The organism is Streptomyces sp. DT190, from assembly GCF_049846985.1.
Taxonomy (GTDB): Bacteria; Actinomycetota; Actinomycetes; order Streptomycetales; family Streptomycetaceae; genus Streptomyces.
Genome location: NZ_JBNCNM010000018.1, coordinates 132,583 through 157,200, shown reverse-complemented (window position 1 = coordinate 157,200; position 24,618 = coordinate 132,583). Strand labels below are relative to the sequence as shown.

Annotated in this window: 21 protein-coding genes and 2 pseudogenes; 10 read left to right on the top strand and 13 right to left on the bottom strand. The window is 74.2% G+C overall.

The features are described from left to right. Positions 1 to 16 precede the first annotated feature (16 nt). Positions 17 to 778: a DeoR/GlpR family DNA-binding transcription regulator gene (locus ACPXCS_RS28090; protein ID WP_425950682.1), complete on the top strand. Its 762-nt coding sequence runs from the start codon at positions 17 to 19 to the stop codon at positions 776 to 778. 19 nt (positions 779 to 797) lie between these two features. On the opposite strand, the gene ACPXCS_RS28085 is transcribed toward ACPXCS_RS28090, so the two are convergent. Further along, a complete protein-coding gene (locus ACPXCS_RS28085; protein ID WP_425950681.1) occupies positions 798 to 1,643 on the bottom strand; it encodes an NAD(P)H-binding protein in 846 nt (281 codons plus the stop codon). Between the two features lie 80 nt (positions 1,644 to 1,723). On the opposite strand from ACPXCS_RS28085, the gene ACPXCS_RS28080 reads away from it, so the two are divergent. Then, on the top strand, positions 1,724 to 2,674 hold the full coding sequence (locus ACPXCS_RS28080) for an AraC family transcriptional regulator (protein ID WP_425950680.1): 951 nt from the start codon (positions 1,724 to 1,726) through the stop codon (positions 2,672 to 2,674). Between the two features lie 114 nt (positions 2,675 to 2,788). Here the strand turns inward: ACPXCS_RS28080 and ACPXCS_RS28075 are convergent, their stop codons facing one another. From ACPXCS_RS28075 to ACPXCS_RS28065, 3 genes and pseudogenes are all read right to left on the bottom strand, one after another. Then, the gene (locus ACPXCS_RS28075) at positions 2,789 to 3,550 is read right to left on the bottom strand and encodes an alpha/beta fold hydrolase (RefSeq protein WP_425950679.1); all 762 of its coding nucleotides are present in this window, start codon (positions 3,548 to 3,550) and stop codon (positions 2,789 to 2,791) included. Positions 3,551 to 3,731: 181 nt separating this feature from the next. Then, positions 3,732 to 4,229 (bottom strand): annotated as a pseudogene (locus tag ACPXCS_RS28070) (gluconokinase); the annotation flags it as partial. A 35-nt stretch (positions 4,230 to 4,264) separates the two neighbouring features. Then, positions 4,265 to 5,311: a glucose 1-dehydrogenase gene (locus ACPXCS_RS28065; RefSeq protein WP_425950678.1), complete on the bottom strand. Its 1,047-nt coding sequence runs from the start codon at positions 5,309 to 5,311 to the stop codon at positions 4,265 to 4,267. A gap of 203 nt (positions 5,312 to 5,514) precedes the next feature. Here ACPXCS_RS28065 and ACPXCS_RS28060 point away from each other — a divergent pair, with 203 nt between their 5' ends. The 3 genes and pseudogenes from ACPXCS_RS28060 to ACPXCS_RS28050 all read left to right on the top strand — a co-directional run bounded on the left by ACPXCS_RS28060 (position 5,515) and on the right by ACPXCS_RS28050 (position 9,879). Beyond that, positions 5,515 to 6,420 carry an NAD-dependent protein deacetylase gene (locus ACPXCS_RS28060; protein WP_425950677.1) on the top strand — a complete coding sequence of 302 codons (906 nt, stop codon included), beginning with the start codon at positions 5,515 to 5,517 and terminating at the stop codon, positions 6,418 to 6,420. Between the two features lie 140 nt (positions 6,421 to 6,560). After that, positions 6,561 to 8,547 (top strand): annotated as a pseudogene (locus tag ACPXCS_RS28055) (protein-arginine deiminase domain-containing protein). A 177-nt stretch (positions 8,548 to 8,724) separates the two neighbouring features. Continuing rightward, positions 8,725 to 9,879, top strand: coding sequence for a serine hydrolase domain-containing protein (locus ACPXCS_RS28050; RefSeq protein WP_425950676.1), 1,155 nt, complete (start codon positions 8,725 to 8,727; stop codon positions 9,877 to 9,879). 2 nt (positions 9,880 to 9,881) lie between these two features. Here ACPXCS_RS28050 and ACPXCS_RS28045 read toward each other — a convergent pair whose 3' ends face one another. The 3 genes from ACPXCS_RS28045 to ACPXCS_RS28035 all read right to left on the bottom strand — a co-directional run bounded on the left by ACPXCS_RS28045 (position 9,882) and on the right by ACPXCS_RS28035 (position 13,230). Beyond that, positions 9,882 to 11,132 carry a PP2C family protein-serine/threonine phosphatase gene (locus tag ACPXCS_RS28045; protein ID WP_425950675.1) on the bottom strand — a complete coding sequence of 417 codons (1,251 nt, stop codon included), beginning with the start codon at positions 11,130 to 11,132 and terminating at the stop codon, positions 9,882 to 9,884. A 171-nt stretch (positions 11,133 to 11,303) separates the two neighbouring features. Next, positions 11,304 to 11,609, bottom strand: a complete 306-nt coding sequence (locus ACPXCS_RS28040; protein ID WP_425950674.1) for an STAS domain-containing protein — start codon at positions 11,607 to 11,609, stop codon at positions 11,304 to 11,306. A gap of 214 nt (positions 11,610 to 11,823) precedes the next feature. Then, positions 11,824 to 13,230 (bottom strand): tannase/feruloyl esterase family alpha/beta hydrolase, encoded by a 1,407-nt coding sequence (locus ACPXCS_RS28035; RefSeq protein WP_425950673.1) that lies wholly within the window; start codon positions 13,228 to 13,230, stop codon positions 11,824 to 11,826. Positions 13,231 to 13,579: 349 nt separating this feature from the next. Here ACPXCS_RS28035 and ACPXCS_RS28030 point away from each other — a divergent pair, with 349 nt between their 5' ends. Continuing rightward, positions 13,580 to 15,064, top strand: a complete 1,485-nt coding sequence (locus ACPXCS_RS28030) for an extracellular catalytic domain type 1 short-chain-length polyhydroxyalkanoate depolymerase (RefSeq protein ID WP_425950672.1) — start codon at positions 13,580 to 13,582, stop codon at positions 15,062 to 15,064. A 31-nt stretch (positions 15,065 to 15,095) separates the two neighbouring features. On the opposite strand, the gene ACPXCS_RS28025 is transcribed toward ACPXCS_RS28030, so the two are convergent. Both ACPXCS_RS28025 and ACPXCS_RS28020 read right to left on the bottom strand, forming a co-directional pair. Further along, entirely contained in the window at positions 15,096 to 15,659 is a 564-nt protein-coding gene (locus tag ACPXCS_RS28025; protein WP_425950671.1) for a snapalysin family zinc-dependent metalloprotease, read from the bottom strand. A gap of 131 nt (positions 15,660 to 15,790) precedes the next feature. Next, positions 15,791 to 17,854 carry a glycosyltransferase gene (locus ACPXCS_RS28020; protein ID WP_425950670.1) on the bottom strand — a complete coding sequence of 688 codons (2,064 nt, stop codon included), beginning with the start codon at positions 17,852 to 17,854 and terminating at the stop codon, positions 15,791 to 15,793. Between the two features lie 292 nt (positions 17,855 to 18,146). On the opposite strand from ACPXCS_RS28020, the gene ACPXCS_RS28015 reads away from it, so the two are divergent. Both ACPXCS_RS28015 and ACPXCS_RS28010 read left to right on the top strand, forming a co-directional pair. Further along, entirely contained in the window at positions 18,147 to 19,064 is a 918-nt protein-coding gene (locus ACPXCS_RS28015; RefSeq protein WP_425950669.1) for a LysR family transcriptional regulator, read from the top strand. Positions 19,065 to 19,068: 4 nt separating this feature from the next. Further along, a complete protein-coding gene (locus tag ACPXCS_RS28010; RefSeq protein WP_425950668.1) occupies positions 19,069 to 19,791 on the top strand; it encodes an SDR family oxidoreductase in 723 nt (240 codons plus the stop codon). A 90-nt stretch (positions 19,792 to 19,881) separates the two neighbouring features. Here the strand turns inward: ACPXCS_RS28010 and ACPXCS_RS28005 are convergent, their stop codons facing one another. Beyond that, positions 19,882 to 20,358, bottom strand: coding sequence for a maleylpyruvate isomerase family mycothiol-dependent enzyme (locus ACPXCS_RS28005; RefSeq protein ID WP_425950667.1), 477 nt, complete (start codon positions 20,356 to 20,358; stop codon positions 19,882 to 19,884). Positions 20,359 to 20,542: 184 nt separating this feature from the next. Between ACPXCS_RS28005 and ACPXCS_RS28000 the strand changes: the two genes are divergently transcribed. Then, positions 20,543 to 21,943, top strand: coding sequence for a hypothetical protein (locus ACPXCS_RS28000; protein ID WP_425950666.1), 1,401 nt, complete (start codon positions 20,543 to 20,545; stop codon positions 21,941 to 21,943). 296 nt (positions 21,944 to 22,239) lie between these two features. Here the strand turns inward: ACPXCS_RS28000 and ACPXCS_RS27995 are convergent, their stop codons facing one another. Both ACPXCS_RS27995 and ACPXCS_RS27990 read right to left on the bottom strand, forming a co-directional pair. Then, positions 22,240 to 22,611, bottom strand: coding sequence for an ArsR/SmtB family transcription factor (locus ACPXCS_RS27995; RefSeq protein WP_425950665.1), 372 nt, complete (start codon positions 22,609 to 22,611; stop codon positions 22,240 to 22,242). Next, positions 22,608 to 23,054 carry an SRPBCC domain-containing protein gene (locus ACPXCS_RS27990; protein WP_425950664.1) on the bottom strand — a complete coding sequence of 149 codons (447 nt, stop codon included), beginning with the start codon at positions 23,052 to 23,054 and terminating at the stop codon, positions 22,608 to 22,610. Before ACPXCS_RS27990 ends, ACPXCS_RS27995 begins: the two co-directional genes overlap by 4 nt. A 187-nt stretch (positions 23,055 to 23,241) precedes the next feature. Between ACPXCS_RS27990 and ACPXCS_RS27985 the strand changes: the two genes are divergently transcribed. Beyond that, on the top strand, positions 23,242 to 23,958 hold the full coding sequence (locus ACPXCS_RS27985; RefSeq protein ID WP_425950663.1) for a GAF and ANTAR domain-containing protein: 717 nt from the start codon (positions 23,242 to 23,244) through the stop codon (positions 23,956 to 23,958). A 45-nt stretch (positions 23,959 to 24,003) separates the two neighbouring features. On the opposite strand, the gene ACPXCS_RS27980 is transcribed toward ACPXCS_RS27985, so the two are convergent. Then, positions 24,004 to 24,618, bottom strand: coding sequence for a dihydrofolate reductase family protein (locus ACPXCS_RS27980; protein ID WP_425950662.1), 615 nt, complete (start codon positions 24,616 to 24,618; stop codon positions 24,004 to 24,006).

The window sequence follows — 24,618 nt, the reverse complement described above, 5'->3', positions numbered from 1 at the left end:
GGTGTTGAATCTCGGTATGAGCACCGCGGAGCGCCATCGACTGATCGCCCAGGCCGTCCAGGAGTCGGGGACGGCCACGGTCGCCGAGCTCGCCGAGCTGACCGGCGCCTCGGAGATGACCGTCCGCCGCGACCTGGACCACCTGGCCGGGCAGGGCGTCCTGGAACGCTTCCGCGGCGGCGCGCGCACGCTCCTGCTGCGGGGAGACGAGCCTCCCTTCGCGCTGCGCGCCCACGAGGCCGTCGACGCCAAGCGCCGGATCGCGGCGGAGGTGGCCTCGCTCATCGACGACGGCGAGACCGTCCTGCTGGACAGCGGTACGACCTGCCTGGAGGTCGCACGCCTGCTGCACGGACGGCAGGTCACCGTCATGCCCCTGTCCCTGCAGGCGATCGGGATCCTCGCGGACGCCCCCGAGCCGACCCGGATGCTGGTGCCCGGCGGGCGGCCCCGCGCCGGTGAGGGCGCCCTGACCGGCCCCCTCACCCTGGCCTCCCTGGCGGCGCTGCGCTTCGACACCGCCGTCCTCGGCTGCTGCGGCCTGACCGCAGGCGACGGCATGACCGCCTACGACCTCGACGAGGCGGCCGTGAAGAAGGCGGTCGTCGGCGCGGCGCGCCGCATCGTGGCCGCCGCCGACGGCAGCAAGCTCGGCCGCACCACCCAGGCCTACGTCGGTCCCGCGACCCTGGTGCACGTCCTCGTCACCGACACCACCGCGCCCGCCGACGAGACCGCCGCGCTCGAGAGCGACGGCATCACCGTCCAGCGGGTCTGAGCCGCCCGGCGACACACCGTCAGGCTTCCCGGCCACCCCGCGCGGCCATGGACTCGGCGAACTCGGCGAAGGTACGCGGTGGACGGCCGAGCGCACGCTGCACGCCGTCGGAGACATAGGCGTCCCGGCCCTCACGCAGCGGCTCGATGACGTCCGCGAAGGCCCGGGCGTCCGCGGGCGGCACGCCCTGCCGCACGAGTTCCGCGACGTAGTCCTCGACCGGGAGCGGCACATAGCGGATGTGCCGGCCGGTGGCCTTAGAGATCGCGGCGACGGCTTCGGCCAGAGTCACGGGCCGCGGGCCGGACAGCTCGTAGGTCTCCCCCACGTGCCGGTCGTCGGTGAGCGCGGCGACCACCACGGCGGCGATGTCCTCGGCGTCGACGAAGGATGCGGCCCCGTCGCCCGCGGGCAGCCGCAGCTCCCCGGCGCGGACGGCGTCGGCGAAGAAGCCCTCGCTGAAGTTCTGCGCGAACCAGCCGGGCCTGCTGATCGTCCACTCCAGACCGCTCTCGCGCACGGCGGCCTCGCTGTCGAGGATGCCTGGAAGGACACCGCTGCTGTCCTTCGCGTAGTCCGGGTCGTCGATCCCGCGACCCGAGGCCAGTACCAGCCGCCGCACCCCGTGCCGCACGGCCCGCTCCACGAACGGGCGCACCAGCGTCGTGCCGTCCAGCTGGACGATGTAGACGGACCGCACATCCTCCAGGGCGGAGTCCCAGGTCCGGGAGTCCGTCCAGTCGAAGGCGTGCTCCCCGTTCCGGGAAGCCGCGCGGACCGGCAGTCCCCGGTCCCGCAGTCGGCGGACCACACGGCGGCCGGACTTGCCGGTCGCCCCCGTGACAAGAATCGGATGCTCTGACATGGCCTCAGTCAAGCGGGCGGCAGGGAGACGATCCATGCCCGCCGCGCTCTCGTCGATGTCCGAGCGTCTACATTGCGGGGGTGGATGCCGTGTCGCACTTACTGGGTGACATCCGGGCGCGGGGTGCCGTCTTCCGACGGACGATCATGCGGCCGCCCTGGGCGTTGCGCATGGCCGGGGGTGCTCCCCTGACGCTGGCCATGATGCTGCGCGGCCGGGCCTGGATCGTGCCCGACCGGCACGAGCCGGTGATGATCGAGGCCGGTGACATCGCGGTCGTCCGTGGCGACGTGCCCTACACGGTGGCCGACGCCCCGTCGCGCACCCCGTCGGTGGTGGTGACCGGTGCCGACTACTGCCCGGGCGCAGAGGGCGTCGAGCGCGCCTCCGGGCCGGGCCGGACGTGCGGGACACCGGTTGACGCGGTCGACGGAGCACCCGTGCTCCTCAGTGGGGCTTTCGAGCAGCGGGGAGAACTCGGCGAACGGCTGCTGCGTGCCCTGCCCGCGGTGCTGGTGGTGCCGGCCGAGGACGACGGCCACCCGACGGTGGAGTCAGTGGCCCGGGAGGTCGTGCGGGAGCGGCCGGGACAGCAACTCGTGCTGGACCGGCTGCTGGATCTGCTGCTGGTCTCCGCGCTGCGCAGCTGGTTCGACGATCCACGGGCCGCTGCCCCGGCCTGGTGCCGGGCGCTGGACGACCCGGTCGCCGGTGCGGCACTGCGGTTGCTGCACGACGCGCCCGCCCGTCCGTGGACGGTCGCGGAGGTGGCCGCCGAGGTGGGTGTGTCGCGCGCCGCGCTCGCCCGGCGGTTCACCGCGCTGGTCGGTGAACCGCCTATCGCCTATCTTGCGGGCCTGCGGATCGCCCTGGCCGCGGACCTGCTGCGTGGGACCGACCACACGGTGGACACGATCGCGCGGAAGGTGGGCTACGCCAACGCCTTCGCGCTGAGCGTGGCGTTCAAGCGGCTGCGCGGCGTGAGGCCCAGCGACCACCGGGCCACCGCGCCAGGTCCACCGGCCGGCTGAGGACCGCCCTCGCGGAGGTGACGGGACAGGGCCGGACGTTCGCCCGGACCGCCTCCTCGACAGGCGTCGAGCGGGCGTCGAGTCCGGACCGGCGTGACCGTGGCGGCGGAGGCGTCACGGCCCTCCTGCCCGCGCCCGTGCCAGGACCTCGGCGGTGACGGCGGGACGGTGATGGGGGAAGGCGTGCGCGCCGGGTGCGGCCAGGGCACGGCCGGTGGTCGCACACCGGGCGAGCCGGTCGGTCCACTCCGGTGGGCACAGCGCGTCCCGCTCCCCCGCCATGACGGTGACCGGGCAGGTCACCGAGGGCAGGACGTCCTCCGGTGCGTCCGCCTGCGCCGAGCGGAGGCAGTTCAGCAGTCGCCGGGGACCGGCCCTGAGGTAGGAGGGCAGCACGGCCGGTACGACGTCCGGTGCCTCGTGGACCGCCGTGCGGAGGAACGTGCCGAGGAGCGGGCGCATCCTGCGCAGGTGGGGCGGGAAGGTCGGGGAGAGCAGGACGAGGGAGCGGACCCGCTCGGGGGCGCGTACGGCCGCGTGCAGCGCCACCTGGGCGCCGGTGGAGTGCCCGGCGAGCACCACGGGCTCCCCCGGCACCACCGCCAGCCACCGCGCCACCGTGTCCGCCAGCGCGTCGAGCGTCTCGGGGCAGGCGGGCCCCCAGGGGTCGCGGAACCCCGGCACGTCCAGCAGACGTGCCGGACCCGACCGGGCGCAGTGACGGAGGGTGCGCAGCAGGTACCCCGGCGCCCCCAGGCCCGGGACCAGCACGATCGGCGCGTCCCGCCGGTCCGCCCCCGGCGTCCCCGCACTGCGCACCACCGAGGGGCCGACCCGGTCGTGGCCGACGTACAGGTACGGGGGCCGTAGCAGCATGGCCGGCGAGTACCCGGCCCCAGCCGGCTCATGGGCCGGCGTCGGTGGGCTCTGATCGCGGTGCGGGCTCGGCAGGCTCTGATCGCGGTGCAGGCTCGACGGGCTCCGCGCGCTGAGCGGGCTCGGCGGGCTCTGATCGCCGTGCGGGCTCGGCAGGCTCTGCGCGCTGTGCGGGCGGGACGACGGCGGCCTCGGCCAGGGCCGCGGTCTCCTCCGGCGTGCCGTCGATCGGGACGGCCGCCCCCGCCTCGTCCCGTCCCAGCGGTTCGAGGTCGGCCAGCTGCGTGCGGAGCAGGTCGGGCGGCATGAAGTGGCCCCGCCTGGCCGAGATCCGCCCGGCGATCAGCTCGGGTGAGCCGTCGAGGTGCAGGAAGAACACGTGCGGCGTGGTGGCGGCCAGCCGGTCGCGGTAGCGCCGCTTCAGCGCCGAGCAGGTCACCACGCCTCCGCTGTCCTCGTGGCCGGCCAGCCACCGTGCGATCTCCTCCAGCCACGGGCGGCGGTCCTCGTCGTCCAGCGGACGGCCTGCCCGCATCTTGGCCACGTTGGCCTCGGGGTGGAAGTCGTCGCCCTCGGCGTAGGGCACGCCCAGGCGGCGCGCCAGCAAGCGGCCCACCGTGGTCTTGCCCGAACCCGACACGCCCATGACCACGACCAGCGGAGCGGAGCTGTGAGACATCCGGAACCTTTCCTTCGGGATCTTGTCGCCACCGTCTAGAGCTCGATGACCACCTTGACGTCGTCCGGTCGCGGTGTGAACGCCTCCGTCGCGCGCCCCAGCGGCACCCGCCGGGTGATCAGGCGTTCCAGCCAGCCCAGGTCGGCCCGGGCCAGCGCGTCGGCGGCCTGCCGGCAGTGGCGCAGGTTGGCGTTGACCGAGCCCACCACCGCGTCGTTCTGCAGCACGATCTCCCGGTTCAGGGCGCCCGCGTCCAGGGTCGTCCTGCGCCCGGCGGGTGACACCCCGGTCAGGCAGACCACGCCGTAGGGAGCGGTACCGGTCAGCGCGGCGAGCAGCGGGCCGTTCGCGCCGGTCGCCTCGATGACGACGTCGGGGCGTACGGCGGTGACGGCCTGCTCGATGTCCTCGGCGTGGTACGTGGCGCCCAGGTCCCGCACCAGGCCGGGCTTCGGGCCGTCGGTCACCTGGTCGAGGACGTGCACGTCCAGTCCCCGCTGCGTGCCGAGGAGGGCGGCGAGCAGGCCGATGGGGCCCGCCCCGGTCACCAGGACGCGCTGCGGCTCGAACCACGAACGGCCGCCGACCCGTTCGACCTGTTCCCACGCCTTGGCCACCACGCTGGCCGGTTCCATGAGCACACCGGCGCGTTCCAGATGCGGCTCCAGGCGCACCGCGTAGCCGGCCTCCACGCACCACGCCTCGGCGCCGTAACCGTCGAGCTCCTTGATGCCGCGCTCGGTGTAGCGGCCGTTGCGGCACATGTCGAACTCGCCGCGCGCGCAGGCCCCGCACGGCTCGGGGTCCGGGCGGCGCACCACCCCGGCGACCAGGTCACCGGCCGAGAAGCCGCTGCCGGGTGGCGCCTGCCGTACCCGTCCGAGGGACTCGTGCCCCAGGACCAGCCGGTCACGGCCGGGCGGGGCCGTGCCGTACTCGCCCCGGACGATCTCCTTGTCCGTACCGCAGACCCCCATGGCCAGGCCGTCCACCAGCAGCTCGCCGGGGGCCGGGGCGGGGTCGGGCACCTCCCGCACCGCCACGGAGTCCTCGGCGCCGGGCCGTACCGTCACCGCGCGCATCGCTCACCTCGTCCCTCGCTCGGTCGGCGCGGCACGGGCACGCGCCGCTGTCCGACCGTCTGTCCCGTTCCGAGCGTTTCAGCACCGGCGGGGCGCAACCGGGTGGACACGGCGGTGTGCGGCCACCGCCCGGACGGTCCGCCCGCCGGCCCTCCCGGAGGCCGCGCCGCCCGTCGGGCGCCGTCGTTCCGTACCCTGACGGCATGCGCATGCGCCCCACCCTGAGCTGGACCCCCGGCGAGGACCTGCCGCCGGGCACCACGGACCTGGAGCCGGTCGTCGACGCGCTGGGCGCCGGCGGTGTGCTCGTGCTCAGCGGGGCGGGCCTGTCCACGGAGTCGGGGATCCCCGACTACCGGGGTGAGGGCGGGAGCCTGAGCAGGCACACGCCGATGACCTACCAGGACTTCGTCGCCGGTGCGCAGGCCAGGCGCCGGTACTGGGCGCGCAGCCACCTCGGCTGGCGCACCTTCGGCCGGGCCCTCCCCAACGCCGGGCACCGGGCCGTGGCCGCGTTCGGGCGGCACGGCCTGCTCGCGGGCGTCGTCACGCAGAACGTGGACGGCCTGCACCAGGCCGCGGGCAGCGAGGACGTCGTGGAACTCCACGGAGCCCTGGACCGGGTCGTCTGCCTCTCCTGCGGCGCCCGCAGCCCGCGCCGCGAGCTCGCCCGGCGGCTGGAGGAGGCCAATCCGGGGTTCCGGCCCGTCGCCGCCGGCATCAATCCGGACGGCGACGCCGACCTCACGGACGAGCAGGTCGCCGGCTTCCGGGTGGTGCCCTGCGCGGTCTGCGGCGGCGTCCTCAAACCGGACGTGGTGTTCTTCGGCGAATCCGTTCCGCCGCAGCGCGTCGAGCACTGCCGCGAGCTGGTCCGCGCGGCGGCCTCACTGCTGGTCCTGGGGTCCTCCCTGACGGTGATGTCCGGGCTCCGCTTCGTCCGTCAGGCGGCACAGGCCGGAAAGCCGGTGCTGATCGTCAACCTGGACCCGACCCGGGGCGACCAGCACGCCCGCACCCGGGTCTCGCTCCCCCTGGGCGCGGCCCTCACGGCCGTGGCGGACCGCCTGGGCGTCGCCGTCGACCAGCAGGCGGCACCGAGCCCGTGACCGCGGCGGGCCCGGGCGCGGCTCGCAGCATCCGCAGGGCCGGGAACCCCGGGCAGGAGACGACTCCCGCCTCACAGTGAACGCACAGCCACTCTCCCTCCTCTTGCAGGGCGAAAGCCCGCAACTGAGAGGAAGCTGTTGTGCGTTCACGTACACGTATACGTCCGCGCCTGTACCCGGCCGGGTCGGTGGTGCTGGCCATCGCCGCCGCGGGATCCGTGCTGGCCGGGCCGGCCGGCCCGGCGTACGCCGCCGGCGCCGGGGGACGCGCCGACCTACGGGCCGATGTGAACCGCGACGGGCGGGTCGATGTCACCGGTGGCAGCGACAAGAACGGCGAGGACGGCTGGTCCGTCGGACGCGGCGCCGTCTACCTGCCCAACATCGACGACGACGCCAAGCGGTGCCCCGTCACGGGGCCCGGCGGCAGACCGCTGACCGACGCCCAGCTGGCCGCGTGCCACGACGGCTCCGACACGAAGGTCAACGGCACTCAGGACGCCGCCGACCTCGCCCGGGTCCGTTCCGTGCCCCTGCCCGGCCTCCCCGCGGACGCCACGGGCACGTTGAAGCTCACCACGGGGGGGCGACCACGCGCACCTCTTCCTCAAGCGGGCCGGCACCTGGGTGCTGGTGACACCCAAGACGCGGTTGTCCGCCGCCGAGTTGCGTGCCGGTGCCGAGTTCGGTGTCGAGGCCACCGACGTCGTCCGGGACCGTGCGAAGTGGGACGGCCGCGCGGTGGTCCGGCTGACGGTGACGGCCGGCGGGAAGTCCACCGCCGACGCCGTGACCCTGCGCGTCGCACCCCTGCTGACGCACCATCACCTGCAGAACACCCAGCAGGTGATGGTGACCGAGGTCCAGGGCGAGGGCCCGTACAGCCGTCTGCAGCAGAAGTTCGTGGCCGAACTCGCCAAGGAGGTCAGGACCGCGGGGATCACCACACCGTTGGTCACCTTCACCAAGTACGCCGACCCCTGGGCCCAGGACTTCGTCGAACCGGCGTACGTCAGCATGACCGGGCCGGGCGGTCAGCGGCACGTGATGCGCGTGATGCTGCGTTCGGCCCAGCCGGACCGGGACGCGGGCCGGGAGCTGTTCGAGAAGGTGCGGGGCCGGGACATCGGTGTCGTGCAGGTGACCGACCGGGCGGAGCCCGACGACTGGTCGCTCAACTCCATGGGCAACCTGGAGACCATCCCGCCCTACGCGCACGGCGGCCGCTCCTACCCCGCCGGGCGGATCATCATGGGCGAGCGCAAGGACAGCGGGGCGCGTCCGTCGAAGGTGATGCGGACCCTGCTCGCCTCGCAGGGCATGCAGGACCCGCTGCTGCTGGACACCTCCTGGCTGGGGGTGGGGCACGTCGACGAGTTCGTGCAGTTCCTGCCCGCCGACACCCCGCGCGGCTGGCGCATCGGCGTCGCCGACCCGCAGGCGGGGCTGCGACTGCTGCGCGACGCCCAGCGCGACGGCCACGGCAGGACGAAGATGTTCTCCGTCCCGGGCCGCAGCGACAGCCCGGCACCCAAGGAGACCATCGACCAGGCGCTCGCCTCCCGCCACCTGGTGGCCGACAACGAGATGGCGGCGCGGCGCATCGCGGCCAACCTGGAGGTCCTCAAGCGCGAGACGGGGGTGACCGACGAGGAGGTCGTGCGGGTGCCCGCGCTGTACACCCGTGACTCGGAGGCCTTCACCGCCGAGGGCCGTGAGCTTCCCGTGCCGCGGCTGACGCGCATGGGGGCCGGCTCCGATCTGGTCGACAGCCTCGGGGACTTCGGCCAGCAGAAGTGGCTCGCCGAGAACCCGGCCGGCGCGCGGGCGGCGGCTCCGGCGACCGTCACGACCAGCGCGTACGTGCCCGGCGCGGTCAACGGCGTGCTCCTGACGCGCGACCGTTACCTCGCCCCGCGCCAGTGGGGGCCGGTCATCGGCGGCAAGGACGTCTTCACGGAGGCCGTCACCGCCGCCTACCGGCGGGTCGGCATGAAGGTGTCGTACATCGACGACTGGTACACGTACCACCTCGGGATGGGTGAGGTGCACTGCGGCACCAACACCCTGCGCGACGCGACGGCCGCCTGGTGGCAGCGTCCGGCGGCGAGCCGCGACGGGGCGTAGGCCCGGGGGGGGCGGCGGTCCCGCCCGCCCGGTGCCGGATCAGCCGTCGGGAACACGGCGGCCGGTCCGGCACCGGTGGTGCCAGGTACACCCCGTCTTCGGTGCCCAACCCCAGTGATCCGGACGGCGGTTCCTGGAAACGTCTCGGGTGCCGGACCCGACGACGGAGGAACGCCGATGAACCGCACGATCACCTCGAAGCTGCGCAGGGCGCTGCTGGCCGCGACGGCGGCGGGCCTGGTGGGGGCCACCGTGACCGACACGGCGGTGGCGGGCCCGCCGCCGGCGTCGCCGCTCCAGAGGAGCATCGACTCCCTGGTGAGCGAGGAGAAGTACCCGGCCGTGATGGCCTGGGTGAACAAGGACGGCCGTACGCGGTCGCTGGTGGCCGGGTCGGCCCGGCTGGGCAAGCGGGTGCCGGTCCCCCGGGACGGCTACGTCCGGGCGGGCAGCAACACGAAGACGTTCACCGCTGTCGTGGTCCTGCAACTGGTCGCCGAGGGCAGGGTCCGGCTGGACGAGCCCATCGAGACGTACCTGCCCGGCCTGGTGCGCGGCAAGGGCATCGACGGCCGCCGCATCACCGTGCGGCAACTCCTGCAGCACACCAGCGGAATACCCAACTACACCGAGTATGTGGGCCTGGAGGACTTCGCGAAGGTCCAGCACAGGTTCTTCCAGCCCCACGACCTGCTCGCCGCGGCCCTGGCCCACCCGGCGGAGTTCGCCCCCGGCACCCGGTGGCAGTACAGCAACACCAACTACCTGCTGGCCGGGCTCCTGATCGAGCGCGTCACCGACCGCCCGGTGCAGGAGCAGATAACCGAACGCGTCATCAGGAAGGCCGGGTTGCGCCACACCTACTGGCCGCAGCCGGGCGACCAGACCCTCCGCAGCCCTCACGCGCACGGCTACGCGCTGAGCGACCCGGAGACCCGCAGGGTCATCGACGTGACCGAGATGGACCCGTCCTGGGGCGGAGCGGCCGGCCAGCTGATCTCCACCCCGGGCGATCTGGCGCGGTTCGCCCGCGTCCTGATCGGCGGCGGGCTCCTGCCGGCCGCGGAACTGGCCGAGATGCGCACGACGGTCGACGCCCCGCTGCTCCCGGGCTGGCGGTACGGTCTGGGCGTGTTCAGCGTGCCGCTGAGCTGCGGCGGCGTCTACTGGGGGCACGGCGGCGACATCGACGGGTACGAGACCCGCGGGGGCGCCACGGACGACGGCCGTTCCGTGGGGCTCGCGGTGACCGCGCTGCCGGGAACCTTCGGCGACGCCACGAAGGGGGCGCTCGCGGTGATGAAGTCGGTGGACACCGCGTTCTGCGACTGAGCTCACCCGGGCCGCTCGGCACGGCCGGGCAGGGGCGCGTGGACGGCGAGGACGGCGGCGTCGTCGTCGACGCCGGTGCCGAGCGCGGCGAGCAGGTCGCGCACGGCCGCGACGGTGTGCCGCGCGGTGGTGGGGGCCAGCGCCCGGACGAAGTCGAGGAGGGCGTCGTCGCCGTAGCGGTCGCCGCCGCTCGCGGCGGTGTGCGCTTCGGTGAGGCCGTCGGTGTGCAGGAGCAGGGTGTCGCCGGGCGCGAGGCGGAAGCTGGTGGTGGCGATCACGGCGTCGGGCAGGACGCCGATGAGCTGGCCGCCGGGGGTGGGCAGGTGGTCGGCGGTGCCGTCGGCGCGCAGCAGCAGGGCGGGCGGGTGGCCGCCGCCGGCCAGGGTGATGTGGAAACCGCTCCGGTCGCCGTCGGGGGTGAGCAGGCCGAAGACGACGGTGCAGAACCGGGGGTCGTCGGCGCCGGAGTACTCGTGGTTGAGGACGGTGTTGAGGTTGCGCAGGACGGCGGCCGGGTCGGGGTCGTAGACGGCGGCGGCGCGCAGGGTGTAGCGGGCCAGGGAACTGACGGCCGCGGCCGTGGCGCCCTTGCCGCACACGTCTCCGAGGAAGAGGCCCCAGGTGCCGCCGGCCAGGGGGAAGAGGTCGTAGAAGTCGCCGCCGACCTCGTCGGCCGAGGCGATGTGGTAGTGGGCGGCCACCTCCAGACCCGGCACGTTCTCCAGGACCGGTGGCAGCAGCGTCGCCTGCAGGGTGGCGGCGAGCTGCTGGAGGCGTTCGCGTTCGCGCTCGGACTCCTGGCGGGCGCGCAGCAGCTCCTCCTCGTAGGAGCGGCGCTCACGGGCGTCGAAGACGGTGGTGCGGATCAGCAGGGGCAGCCCGTCGCCGCCCGTCTTGACGGTCGAGGTCACCAGCACCGGCAGCCGGCCGCCGTCGGCCGTCCTCAGTTCCAGCGCGATCCCGCTGATCTCGCCCTGCATGCGCAGCAGTGGCGCGAAGTGCGTCTCGTGGTACAGCCTGCCGCCGGCGGTGAGGAGCTCGGCGAACGTCCTGCGGCCGACGAGGTCGGCGCGCCGATGGCCGAGCCAGTCCAGCAGGGTGGCGTTGACCTTGATGATCCTCCCGTCCGGCAGGGTGGAGAGGAACCCGCACGGGGCGTTCTCGTACAGGTCCTCGGCGCTGTCCTCCAGCGGGACGTCGAAGAGCGGGTCGTGGTGCTCCGGCCCGGGGCCGCCGCCGTCCGCGCGCGTCATCCGGGCGCTCCGCAGGTGGCGGTGAGCGCCTCGGTGGGTGTCACCGGTCCGGGATCCGGCGCATGGCAGAGCTCCAGCACGTCTTCCACGCTAACCTTCCGGGCCGCAACGTCGCCGCCGGTCCGAGGCGAACGGTGCCGGCCGGCGCCCGGGCCGGGAGCGCCGTCGGCCTCAGGAGGCGGCCGCGTCGTCGACGGTGGCCCGCAGCTGGAGAAGGCCGTCGACCCCGGTGATCTCACAGAGCCGCCACACCTGGGGTGACGGCGCCACCACACGGAAGGTGGCCGTCCGGTGGGTGAGGATCAGCAGGTTCAGGAACGTCGAGTCCGCGAAGGTCACGCCCGAGGCGTCCAGGACCACCTTGGGATGCCTGCGGGCCGCGGCCTTCAGCACCTCGGCCAGGGGCCCGACCGAGTCCATGTCGTAGGCGCCTGTCGCGACGACGACCCAGGCGCCCCGCCATGCGTACTGCTCCACGGCGGTTCCGGGCGCGGCAGGGCTTGCGGGCTGCTTCGGGAGGGAGGCCCCGCTGCCGTTGCTCCTGAGTGTGGGTGCGGCGGATTCTTCCCAGGGCACTTCGAGCTCCTCCCTGCGGCTCTCCCTCACGGGAGCACGTCATCGGTTGCCGGAAAAGTATGTCATGTATCTGCGTTCCGGCAATGCCTCCCTCCGACCTGGAGCAGGGATCAGCTCACCTCAGCGCACACCTGTTGGCCAGGGCCACCGGGTCGGTCCCGGTGGGACGGGCGACGGTGCGGGAGGCCGGGGGCCGGTGTCCCGAGGAGAGCCAGTTCTCCAGTGCCGTGAAGGCCGACGCGTGGCACGGCGTGAGCGGGCGCAGGCGGTCGGGGTGCACGTCGGCCAGGGCGTCGGTGTGGGTGCCGCCCTCGATGCGGTAGTAGCGGTGCAGCGGGCCGCGGCCCGCCTCGCGCACCATGCGGGCGTAGACGTCGGAGTCCCGGCTGATCGGCAGCAGGACGTCCAGGGTGCCGTGCAGGGTGATCAGCGGCTTGCCGATCCGCCCGGTCAGCCCGATCCTGGCCACGGCCGCAGCGACCTCGCCGGGACGGGACGCGTAGTCGTAGTCGGCGTCGCAGGCGGGTGTGCCCGGGGCGCAGAAGGGGGTGCCCGCCTCCGTCGGCCCGTCGAAACCGGGGTCCAGTTCCTCACGGTAGAGGCGCTGGGTGAGGTCCCAGTAGACCTGGTGGTGGTATGGCCAGAGGAACTCCGACCCGGCCGGGAAACCGGCGGCGTGCAGGGCCGCGCGTGCGGCGCCGGACTCCGCTCCCTGGGCGGCGTACGCGGGGTAGTGGCGCAGTGCCCGGGGCAGGAAGTCCAGGAGGGTGGGGCCGTCGGAGCGCCAGAGGGTGCCTTCCCAGTCGACTCCCCCGTCGTAGAGCTCGGGGTGGTTCTCCAGCTGCCAGCGCACCAGGTAGCCGCCGTTGGACATGCCGGTCACGAGCGTGCGGACCGGCGGGCGGTGGTAGTGGCGGGCGACCGTGGCCCGGGCGGCCCGGGTGAGCTGGGTGAGCCGGTCGTTCCATTCGGCGACGGCGTCACCGGGCCGCACTCCGTCCCGGTGGAAGGCGAGGCCGGTGTTGCCCTTGTCGGTGGCCGCGTAGGCGTAGCCGCGGGCGAGCACCCGGTCGGCGATGGCCCGGTCGTTGGCGTACTGCTCACGGTTGCCGGGGGTGCCCGCCACCACCAGGCCGCCGTTCCACCGGTCGGGCAGGCGGATGACGAACTGGGCGTCGTGCCGCCAGCCGTGGTTGGTGTTGGTGGTGGAGGTGTCGGGGAAGTAGCCGTCGATCTGGACGCCGGGGACCCCGCTGGGGACGGTCAGGTCCTTCGGTGTCAGGCCGGCCCAGTCGGCCGGGTCGGTGTGTCCCGAGGCGACCGTGCCGGCGGTGGTCAACTCGGCCAGGCAGGCGGCCTGTTGGTGCTCGGCGCCCGGTACGCGCACGCCCGCCGGGTGTGCGCAGCCCTCCGCTGCCGCCGTGGCGGGCGCGGGGGTGAGCGAGAGCGCGGCCAGCGCCAGGGCCGCCGCCGGCCGTCGGCGTCGCCCGGGGCGGGACAGGGGGCGGGTGGGAAGACGCATACGGGTGCCTCCGCGGTCGGGGTCTGCGGAACAGGGACGCGCGGGACGCTAGGGCCGCGATCCGCCGCGGCCTATGGGCCCGGCAACCACCTTCGACCGCCTCAGCATGGGGGTCGCCGCCAGGGCGGCCGGGGAAGGGCGAGGTCTTCCCTGCGGAGGCCCTGCTCTACACGACCCTGCGCCGCCCAGGCCATATAGGTCCATCACACACGTGCACGCCACACATGGCGGTCCGGCCCATGTCGACGCCGGCGAGCACGCCCCGATGATGCACGGCACGCCGGTCCCCGGGTCCCCGCGGGTCCGGCGACGCGCAGTCGTTCCCCCCACCAGGAGGCAGGCACTCGTCATGGGACAGTCGCACACCGCGTACCGCTTCTCCGGGAGCCGCCGCGTCATCGGCGGCGTGCGCCGCTGGGTCACCGCCGCCGCGGGGGCCCTGGCCCTCACCGGCGGCCTGCTCGCCGCGGGTCCGCAGGCATCGGCCGCGGGCCTCACCCAGGTCACCGGCTTCGGCACCAATCCCGGCAACCTGTCGATGTACACCTACGTGCCCGACGGGCTGCCGGCGGGCGCCCCGCTCGTCCTCGCCCTGCACGGCTGCACGCAGAGCGCCCAGGACTACTACGCGCACTCCGGCTGGCCGAAGCTCGCCGACACGTACGGCTTCGCGCTGGTCTTCCCGCAGACGAGCAGTTCCAACAACGCCAACTCCTGCTTCAACTGGTTCGAGCCGGGCGACAGCGGGCGCGGCCAGGGCGAGGCCCTGTCGCTCAGGCAGATGGCCGACAAGGCGCTCGCGCTGTACGGCGGCGACTCCCGGCGGGTGCACATCACCGGCCTGTCCGCGGGCGGCGCCATGACCGCGAACATGCTCGCCGCCTATCCCGACGTGTTCGCGGGCGGGGCCATCGCCTCCGGGCTCCCGGCGCGCTGTGCGAGCAGTGTGTCGGCGGCCTACACCTGCATGTACAGCCCGCCGGACCGGAGCCCCGCGCAGTGGGGGGACCTGGTGCGCTCCGCCGCGCCCGCCGGTACGGGGTCCTGGCCGCGCGTCGCGATCTGGCAGGGCACCGCCGACACCACCGTCGTCCCCGCCAACGCCGGCGAACTGCGCGACCAGTGGACGAACGTGTGGGGCCTCGGCCAGACGCCCTCGCGCACCGAGAGCCTCGGCGGGGGCACGTCGCGGAGCGTGTACGACGACGCCTCGGGCCGTGCCGCCGTCGAGGTCTACTCGGTCTCCGGCATGGGGCACGGACTCGCGGTCGATCCGGGCAGCGGTCCCGAGCAGTGCGGCAGCGCCGGCACCTACTACCTGGACACGGTCTGCTCCAGCTACCACACCGCCCGGTTCTGGGGGCTGGACGGCGACGAGGGCACCGGCGCCCTGCCCGCGCCCACCGGCCTGACGGTCACCGGGACGACCGACTCCGCCGTCTCCCTGAGCTGGCAGCGGGTCGACGGTGCGGCCTCGTACGTCATCCACCGCGACGGCAGGAGGGTGGGCACCACGACGTCGACCTCCTACACCGACACCGGCCTGGCCACGGGCACGACGTACCGCTACAGCGCGGCGGCCGTGGACGCGTCGGGTGCGGCGGGCGGCGTCTCCCCGGTGGTGGCGGCGACCACCACCGGGTTCACGCCCACCTGCCACACGGCGAGCAACTACGACCACACGGTCGCCGGGCGGGCCTACCAGAGCGGCGGCAGCACGTATGCCAAGGGCTCCGGCCAGGCCATGGGGCTGTGGAACACGTTCACCCGCAGCACCCTGAAGCAGACCGCGCCCGGCTACTACGTCGTGGACGGCACAGGCTGCCCGGCCTGAGCCGCGCGGCGCCGTCCACCGGTGGCGGGCGTCAGTCCACGATCACCCCGGTGCGGGCCGCCGGGGTCCGCTCGGCGAGGGCGCCGCCGAAGTCGCTCTCCACCTCCGCCTTCTCCGCCGCGTTCGGGTAGGGGTTCGTGCACGCGATGCCCGCGCTGGAGCCGGACATCAGGCTCGAACAGGGTCCGGGCTTGCGGTCGGGCAGGCCCAGGATGTGTCCGAGTTCGTGGGACGAGATCCGGATGGTGTCGTAGCCCTGGTCGACGGCCTGGCGGCCGATGTAGACCGTGCCGTTGCCCAGGGAGGTGGGCAGGGCGCGCGGCCAGCCGTTGTCCGCCAGGACGCGTATGTTCGCGCGTTGCCCGGCGGTGACGGGCCGCAGTTCGACGGCGTCGACACTGGCGTTCCAGATCGCCGCGCCCCGGTCGACGGCGGCCTTGAACTCCGCCGCGCCGGTGGCGTCGTAGGTGAGGACCCGGGCGGCGGGGGGAGCGGCCGCCGGGCCGGGTGCGGCGGCCACGGCCGGGCCGCCGGTCAGGGACAGGGTGACCAGACAGGCGGCGGCCAGGCCGCCGGTCAGCGTGCGCACGTGCATGATCGACCTCCTTGTGGGGGAAGGGCAGTCGTGCTCATGACATTCATCCGGCTCCCTGCCCAACGGTGAGGGAGATGAATCCGTCAATTGGCGTTACCCCGGCCGCTGTTCGACCGGAGAGCGGGGGGGCGTCACCTCAGGTGTCCGCGCAGCCGCCGGCGCAGGGCGACCGCCAGTCCGACCGGTGCCACGCGCAGCGCCAGCGCCCCCTGCGCACCGTGCGACGGAAGGGGCCTGGCGTAGAAGGGGCGGCCGAGCCGGGCGGCGCTGTACCAGCGGGTGCCGGTCAGTGCCGTCGCGAGCGCGGCCGGGACGGGAACACCGTGGTCCCGGTCGTCCGCTCCGTGCGAGGCGGCGGTGCGCAGCGTCAGCGTCCAGCGCCCCGGGGGCAGTTCACGGACCGGAAGCCGGGCGGTGAAGCCGGTGTGGGAGCCGGCCGCTGCGTACCGCAGGGGCACCTCGCGCACCAGGCCCGCGCCGTCCTCCGCGCGCAGTGCCACGTCCGCCGCGTGGCGGGTGCCTTCGACGCTCAGGCGTCCGCCGACCAGCAGCGTGCCGGGGGCGGACGGGTCCCAGGCCACCTCGGTGACGCGGCAGGGGGGTGCGGCGGGCGTGGGCCGGATCTCCACGGAGAGGTCGCCGTGCGGGGTGAAGAAGGGCCGTGCGGTGGCGGGCCGCCGCCCGGGCCGGAGGGCGGCCGGCATCTCGCGCGGCGGCGGGTCCGCCCTGCCGCCGTTCCCGTCCGTGCGGGTCTGCCGGAGCCTGACGGTCCTGCCGACACCGTCGGCCCGCACCTCCAGGTGCAGGTCCCACACGCCCTCGCCGAGCGGGCCGCCCGAGTCCGCGGTGCCGAGGTCCAGGACGGCGGAGTAGCCGGCTGCCGGGTCGGCGCTGCCTCCCGGGTGCTCACCCGGGGGCGGGGCGGTGCCGACGGTCACGGGCAGGCGGAGGTCGGGGTGCGGGAAGCCACGCGGGCGCAGGACCAGGCGGGTGGCGGGCTCCAGCGGGCCGAGGGACTCGACGCGGGCGTGGCCGCGCAGGCGGAGCCGGCCGTCGGTCGTCCATTCCGCTGCGGTCAGGTCGTGGTGGACCGGCAGCCGGTCGGTGACGTCGAAGCAGGCGTCCGGGACCGCCTTCGCGGGGTCCCGGAAGAAGGGGTGGCGCCAGAACACACGCCCTTTGTCGACGAGGTGGCCGCGGGTGGCGTCCTCCTCGGCGTGCCGGGCCACGGTCATGAGGTCCTCGTACCGGTCGGCGCGCAGGAGGTGGACGATCAGCCGGTCCGGCGGGGCGATCTGCTGGAACACGCCGTCGGTCACGTAGCGCTGGGCCCACTCCCGGAACTGCGGGTAGAACCGCTCGCGTGCCTCCCGCTCGTCCTCCCGGGGCAGCAGGGCCCGCAGCGGCCCGCACAGTTCCCACTCCACGTGCCGGCGCATGATCCGGTCCCGGCGCGGCCCGGGTTCCACGGAGCGGGTGACCGTCTCGAAGCACAGCCGGGTGCCGTCCATGCGGTGGACGAGGCCGGCGGCGGTGCGGGTGAGGTTGTTCCCGTTGCCGCGGTTGCGTGAGTAGTAGCAGTCGTAGTCGGCGACCACGGAGATGCCGTCGGCGTTGAGGTACGCCGCGGCGGTGAACGGCTTGTCCTCGCAGTTGCGGTAGGGCGGGAAGCGCAGGCCCAGGCGCTCGATCAGCGAGCGCCGGAACAGCTTCCAGCAGCCCAGGGTGCGGTAGGCGAGCGAGGAGAAGACGTCGGTGCGGGGCTGGTTGTGCGAGAAGACGGCCGTCGGTACGGCCCGTCCGCCCACGGACACCATCCTGCCGAGGACGACGTCGGTGCGGTTCTCGTCCGCCATCGTCACCATGCGGCGCAGGGCGTCGGGGCCCAGGTAGTCGTCGGAGTCGAGGAAGAAGACGTAGTCGCCGGTGGCCAGGTCGAGTCCGGTGTTGCGCGGGCCTCCGGCCCCTCCGCTGTTGGGCTGGTGGACCACGCGCAGGCGCGCGAAGCCGCGGGCGAGCCGGTCCAGCTCCTCCGCCGTGCCGTCGGTGGAGCCGTCGTCGATCGCGATGATCTCGAGCTGCTCGGGGCCGAGGGTCTGCTCCATGGCGGAGGTGACGCACCGGGTCAGCTCCGGCATGGAGTTGTACGCGGGGATGATCACGCTGACGCGCGGCGGCGGGGTGGTACGGAGCATGATCACTCCAGGGCCGGTGCTCCCGGCGGTGGGGGACGTCGGCCGGCGGCCGCTCTCTCCTCGCAGTCTCCGTCGGGGCCCGGCGGGGCCGCCCCGCGTGAGGGGTGCGCGTTACGCCGTCGGGGGCGCGATCCACCGGTTCGGGGAGGGCGGCCGGGGTGCTGCGGCGCGGGTGGCCGGTGGCCCGGAGGGAGCCGGTCGCGGTGGTTGCACGCGTCCCGACCGTGCGCGTCGAGGGCCTCGCCACCCGGCCGCCGCGCCGTGCTCCGTCGTCGCGCCGTAGCATGTGCGCATGCCGGAGCTGAATCTGCGGCGCCTGCGCTACTTCCTGGCCGTCGCCGACACCCTGAGCTTCGGCCGGGCCGCGCAGCGGTTGCACATCGCCCAGCCCGTGCTCAGCCGGCAGATCGCGGTCCTGGAGCGTGAGCTGGGCGTCGCCCTGCTGGAACGTTCGACGCGGGGCACGGCCCTGACCGAGGCCGGACACGTCGTCGCGGAGGACGGCCGCCGGCTGCTGCAGTCGGCCGAAGCGCTGCAGCGGCACGCCCGGCACGCCGCCCAGGGGGTCGAGAGGCTGGCCATCGGCTTCATGCCGGGGCTCCTGGTCACCCCGATCGTGCAGGGCCTCGCGGCGTCGTTCCCCGGGATCCGGGTCGAGCTCGTGCGCACCGGGTGGGACGACCAGGTCGAGACGATCCTCGACGGCCGCGTCGACCTCGGCCTGGTGCGTCTGCCCGTCACCCACCCGGGTCTGCGCGTCGAGCCGTTGTTCCGGGAGAGCAGGGTCGCGGTCCTGTCGGCGTCTCATCCGCTGGCCGCCGTCGAGGACCTGGACGTGACGGCCCTCGCCGGGCACGAACTGCTGCAGTCCCCTGACGCGGCCCCCGAATGGCGGGCGGCGCGGGTCGCCCGCGGGCTCGACGTGCCGTCGGCCGGTGAGTATCCGAAGGAGGTCGAGATCAAGCTGGAGCGTGTGGCCGCCTCGACCGGGGTGGCGTTCCTCCCGGCCTCCACCGCCCGCTTCTACCAGCGGCCGGACATCGTCGTACGACCGGTCCCGGGCCTTGCGCCGAGCCGGGTGGGCCTCGCGTGGGCCGTGGGCCGTGACGGGCCCGTCCTCGTGCGGGCGGTCGAGCTCGCTCATACCCTGCGGGCATCACTGACGACGGAAAGGGTCTTGGACGAGGAGACCACCGCACCCCGACCCTGAGTGCATGACCATCACCACTTCTTCCCGCGTCGTCGTCCTCGGCGGCAGCAGCGGCATCGGCCTGGCCGTCGCCCGCCGCGCCGCCGACGCCGGCGCGCACGTGACCATCGCCTCGCGCCGGGCGCGGTCGATCGAGCAGGCCCTCGAACAGCTGCCGGCCGGGGTCGTCGGGCGCACCGTCGACGCGAGCTCCGGCGAGGCGGTCGCCGCTTTCTTCGACGACCTCGGCGAGTTCGACCACCTCGCCTACACCGCGGGCGAGAACCTCACGGGACTCCCCCTGGCCGACTGCACCGCCGACCGGGCACGCCAGTTCTTCGCCCTGCGGCTCTTCCACGCACTGGATGCCGTCCGCCTCGCCGTGCCCCACCTGACCCCGCACGGCTCGGTCACCCTCGTCAGCGGTACGGCCGCGTACCGGGGCGGTCCGGGCTGGACGCTCGGCGCCGCCGTCTCCGGCGCGGTCGTCTCCGCCGCCCGCAGTCTCGCGGTGGAGCTGGCGCCGATCCGGGTCAACGTCGTCGCCCCCGGGGTGATCCGCACGCCGCTGTGGGACGGGATGAGCGCGGCAGACCGGGAGGGCATGTACGCCGGCCTCGCCCGGTCACTCCCCCTCCGCCGCGTGGGCGATCCCGACGACGTGGCCAAGGCGTTCCTCGCCCTCATGGACCAGGACTACGCGACCGGCGTCGTCTCGGTCGTCGACGGCGGCACGCTCGTCGCCTGAGCCGGCGCGGTGCCCGGCCGCGGCGCTCGCCGTCCGTGAGCGCCGCGGGCGAACGCTCCGCACGAACAGCCCCATGGCAGGCCGGGCGTCTCACCGGGGAGTCGTGACCCCCGTCCACGGCTCCCCGGTGCGCTCGGCCCGGTCCCTGGCCGCTTCCGGGCGGCCGGTGAGCAGCAGGAGCAGGGCTCCGATCGGGCCGCGTACCTCCGGGCCGGATCCGCGGGTCCAGTCGATGTCGGTGGCGACGAGCCGGGCCTTCGGCAGGGGCCCCGGGCGGGGCGGGAAGCGCATGGTCCACACCCGGTCGGCGGCGTCGCGGGCCGCGGCCGGGGGCATGTCGCGGGTCCGGCCGAGGGCGAGGGCGATGTCCTGGCCGTGGACGAGGAGGTCCAGGAGCGGCTCGTGGGGTGAGGTGGTGGGCGCAAGGCGGCGGGAGCCGACGATGGAGCGCAGGCCGGCGACGATCTCGGCGGTGGGCCGGGCGGCCTCGCGCACCGCCGAGTGCCGGGGCGGCTCAGGGGAGCGAGGGCCCCGATCCGGACCGGCCGGCCCGTGCGCTGTGTCCATGCGTCGGCGTCCCCCTCTGGTCGGCAGCGGACGAGGCGTGCCACCGGCGCCGTTCACCGGTCCGGCGAGGGCGCCTCGAACAATATGATCTCAATCGCCTTGGCGTTCAGTTGTCCCCGGGGTCCGCCCTAGCATGCGAGCCCTCCGCGCGAGAGCCGCGCCTGGAGGGTCAGGAGAGCGCCCCATGAGACGACTCGGTGTGTTCGTCGCCGCAGTCCTTGCCGTTCCCGCACTGTCCACGCCTGCGACCGCCGCCGCAGAGCCGTCCCCCACGCCGTGTCCGGCCGCCCTGGCGGACGTCGCGGACTGCTACACCGGGCGGAGCGCGGAAGGCGCCTACTACGCGATCGCGGTTCCCGAGAAGTGGAACGGCTCCCTGGTGATGCACGCGCACGGCGGACCGGACCTGGGCGCGGAGTCCGACCCCGGGCGCAGCGTCGACGACCTCGCACGCTGGTCCGTCATGGTCGAGCAGGGATACGCCTGGGCCGGTTCCTCCTACCGCCGCGGCGGCTACGGGACCAGGATGGCCGCGGCCGACACCGAGGACCTGCGCCGGCTGTTCGTCGAGGAGTTCCGCGCACCGGAACGGACCTACCTCCACGGCCAGTCGTGGGGCGGCAACGTCGCCGCGAAGGCCATCGAGGTCCACGGCGCGCAGAAGCACGGCCCGTACGACGGCGCGCTGCTCACCAACGGCGTCCTGGGCGGCGGTTCGCGCGGCTACGACTACCGGGTGGACCTGCGCGTGGTCTACCAGTACTACTGCCGCAACCACCCCCGGCCGTCCGAGGAGCAGTACCCGCTGTGGCAGGGGCTGCGCGCGGGTTCGACGATGACGGCGGCGGGGCTGCGCGCCCGGCTCCAGGAGTGCACCGGCTTCGCCTCACCCGCCGGGGAGCGCACGGCGCTGCAGCAGCGCAACCTCGACGACATCCTCGCCGTCACCAAGATCCCCGAGCGGACCCTCGAATCGCACCTGAGGTTCGCCACGTTCACCTTCCGCGACATCGTGCACGAGCGGCTGGGCGGGCGGAATCCCTTCTCCAACCGGGGCGTCGTCTACTCCGGCTCGCACGACGACGCCGCACTCAACGCCGGTGTCGAGCGCTTCGCCGCGGATCCGGCCGCGGTGCGCGACCTCTCCTGGGACAGCGACCTCACCGGCGACGTCTCGATCCCGGTCCTCACCCTGCACGCCATCGACGACCCGACGGCCTTCGTCGAGCACGAGGCCGCCTACCGGGCCGCCCTGCGCGGCGCCCACCGCGACCGGTACCTCGTGCAGACCTTCACCGACGAGCACGAGCACAGCGGGCTCAGCCCGTCCGAGTACGCCACCTCCCTCTCGGCACTGGACACCTGGGTCCGCAGCGGGAAGAAGCCGACCCCGGCCTCGATCGCCGCGTCCTGCCCCCGGTTCGACGCCACCTACGGCACCGGCTGCTTCTACGAGCCGTCCTTCACGCCCGAGCCGTACGCCACCCGTGTGAACCCGCGGCCCGGAGGTCTGCACTGGCCGGCCATGACGGCCCGGCAGGAGAAGGCGTGGAGCCGGTTGCCCTCGGTGGGCATCGCGCCCTGAGCGAAGTCCGCGCACCCTGAGCGGAGCCCGCGCCCCCCTGAGCGAGGACTGCCGGGTCCTCCCCGCCCTCCACCCCGCCCTCCCGGGCCACCGCTCACGGGCCGGCTGCCGGCCAGGGCGACCGCCGCGACCGAGGCGTCGGCGCTGCGCAGGTGCGCCAGGATCCGGTCGGCGTGCCACCCTCCGTCGGCCGCCGCCCCGAGGTCCGGGCGGGCGGTCGCGTCGAGGAGGGTGTCGTAGGCGCCGCGCAGGGGTGCCGCGTCCATGAGGTGCTTCCCTTCGGCCGGGGTGCGTGGTCAGTCGGGGTCCGCCGCCGGGTGCGCGTCCCGTTCCGCGGCCTCGGCCACGCGCTTGATGCGTGCCAGGCGGCGGTCCCATTCGCCGGCGAGCGAGGCCATCCAGCGGGCAGTGGTGTCCAGCGCCTCGGGCCGCACGGCGTACCGCACCTCGCGTCCGACCCGGCCGCCGGTGACCAGCCCGGCGGCGTCGAGGACGGCGAGGTGTTTGACCACCGCCTGGCGCGAGACGGGCAGGTGCTGGGCCAGCGTCGTGGCGGTGGCCTCGCCCCGCGCGGCGAGGACGTCGAGCAGCTGACGTCGTGTCGGGTCGGCCAGCGCGCTGATGACGCTGTCGACGACCTCCGCGGCGCCTGGGTGTTCCTCCGTCACGCGGCGGGCCGTTCGGCGCGGGCCTTGAGCGCGTCGAGTTCCAGGGGCCAGCCCTGGGTGTGGTCCTGCAGGTTCCGGCGGCGCAGCTCCTCGGACCCGGCCAGCGCCTCGAAACCGCTCTCGACGACGCGCAGTCGCGTCCCGTCGCCCTCCCGGGTCAGCGTGAACTCCACGAGGGTGCTGTTGTCCTCACGCAGTTCCTCGCCGGGGAAGGCACTGGTCCAGCGGTAGGCGAGATACGTGGGCGGCTCGACCTTCTCGACCCGGATGGGGAAGTCGCCGTGCTCGGGGTTCTTCACCACCGTCGACTCCCCCTCCCGTGCCACGGTGCCGGGCAGGCTCGCCTTGTCGGCGGCCCAGAAACCGGGTTGCGCCACCAGGGTCCAGACCCGCTCCAGGGGCGCTGCGATCAGGGTCTCGCGCTCGATGCGGTCCTCGCTCATGAGGGTCTCCTTCGTCCGTGATCCGTGTTCCGCAACTCCACAGTTGCACATGCGGAGCCCCGGTGCAACTCACGGGTTGCACTTCACGTGCGTGCGCCGGTCGGCGGCATCGTCACGGCCGGGGCGGGTACTTCGCTCGCATGGTCCTTCATGAGCAGGAGCGGGCACCGGCGGACCGGGAGGCCGGATGACTTCGGCGGCCAAGGCGGCGCGGATCGTCGCCGAAGCCGCGGCGGACGCGCCCGCCGAAGAGGTCCCGCGACGGGTGTGCGTGGCCGTGTGCGAAGGGCTCGGCATGGACGGAGCCACCCTGGCCCTTCTCACCGACACCCCGTCCCGGCAGCTGCTCGCCGCCTCGGACGACGACGCCCTCACACTGGAGGACATCCAGTTCACGCTGCTGGAGGGGCCGTGCATCACCGCCGCGCGCACCGGTGAACCCGTGGCGGTGCACGACCTGCGCCACGACGTCACGCCGTGGCCGCTGTTCGGGGCGACGCTGCGGGAGAGGCTGCCGGACGTCGTGTCCGTGTACGCCCTGCCCCTGTTCTTCGGCGACTACGTCCTCGGCACGGTCGACCTGCTGGCGCTGCGCCCCCACGCGCTCGGCGAGGCGGAGCTGGAGCAGGCGTCCCAGGTGGCCGACGCGGTGACGGCCTCCCTCATGACGACCCGCGAGATGCTCCTCACCGGGTCGCGGGCACCGGCGTGGGAACCGCAGGCCGTCGTCCGCGCCCACTGGTTCGACACCGCGCGTGCCGTCGGCGCCCTGGCGGCGCGGCGGGGTGTCAGCCGGGAGGACGCCCTGGCGCTGATGCGCGCCGAGGCCTTCCGCACCGGCAAGCCGCTGGCGGACATCACCAGCGCCATCCTGCGCGATCCCGATCCTCCCAGGCGGCCGTAGGCCACCGGGCCGTCCGCCGGGCGGCCCGGTGGGTGCTGCGCCCTGTCAGAGGACGTGGTAGGTCAGGTGCGTCGCCGTCGTCGTCGGGACCACGTCCCGCTGCACCAGGGTGCGGGGCGCCCCGCCGGTGAACAGGGGCGTTCCGGCGCCCAGCAGCACGGGGGCCAGGTGCACGCTCAGCGTGTCGACCAGTCCGGCCCGCAGGGCCGAGGCGATCGTGGCACCGCCGCCCATCAGGACGACGTCGAGGTCCCCGCCGCCGCGTGCGGACGCCGCCTCCGCGTGCCCGCGCGCGGTGGCGACGGCGTCGGCCACGCCGGTGGTGACGAACGTCCAGTCGAGGTCGCCGAGCCGCACGGAGGCGGGCGGCGAGCTCGTCACGACGACGAAGGCGGGCTTGCCGACCTCACCCGCGCCGTAGCCGGTGGTGTCGTCCCAGCCCTGCGGCCCGTCCACCACGTCGAAGAGCCGGCGCCCGAGGACGACGGCTCCCGAGCGGGCCGTGGCCTCGCGCAGGACCCGCCGGTCCTCGGGGTCGTCGGAGAAGGCCCAGGTGTGCAGGGCCTCGCCGCCGGTGCCCAGTCCGTTGTCGGGGCCGGGGTCGGGGCCCGTGACGAAACCGTCGAGGGAGACCGAGATGTCGGCGATGATGCGTGTCAT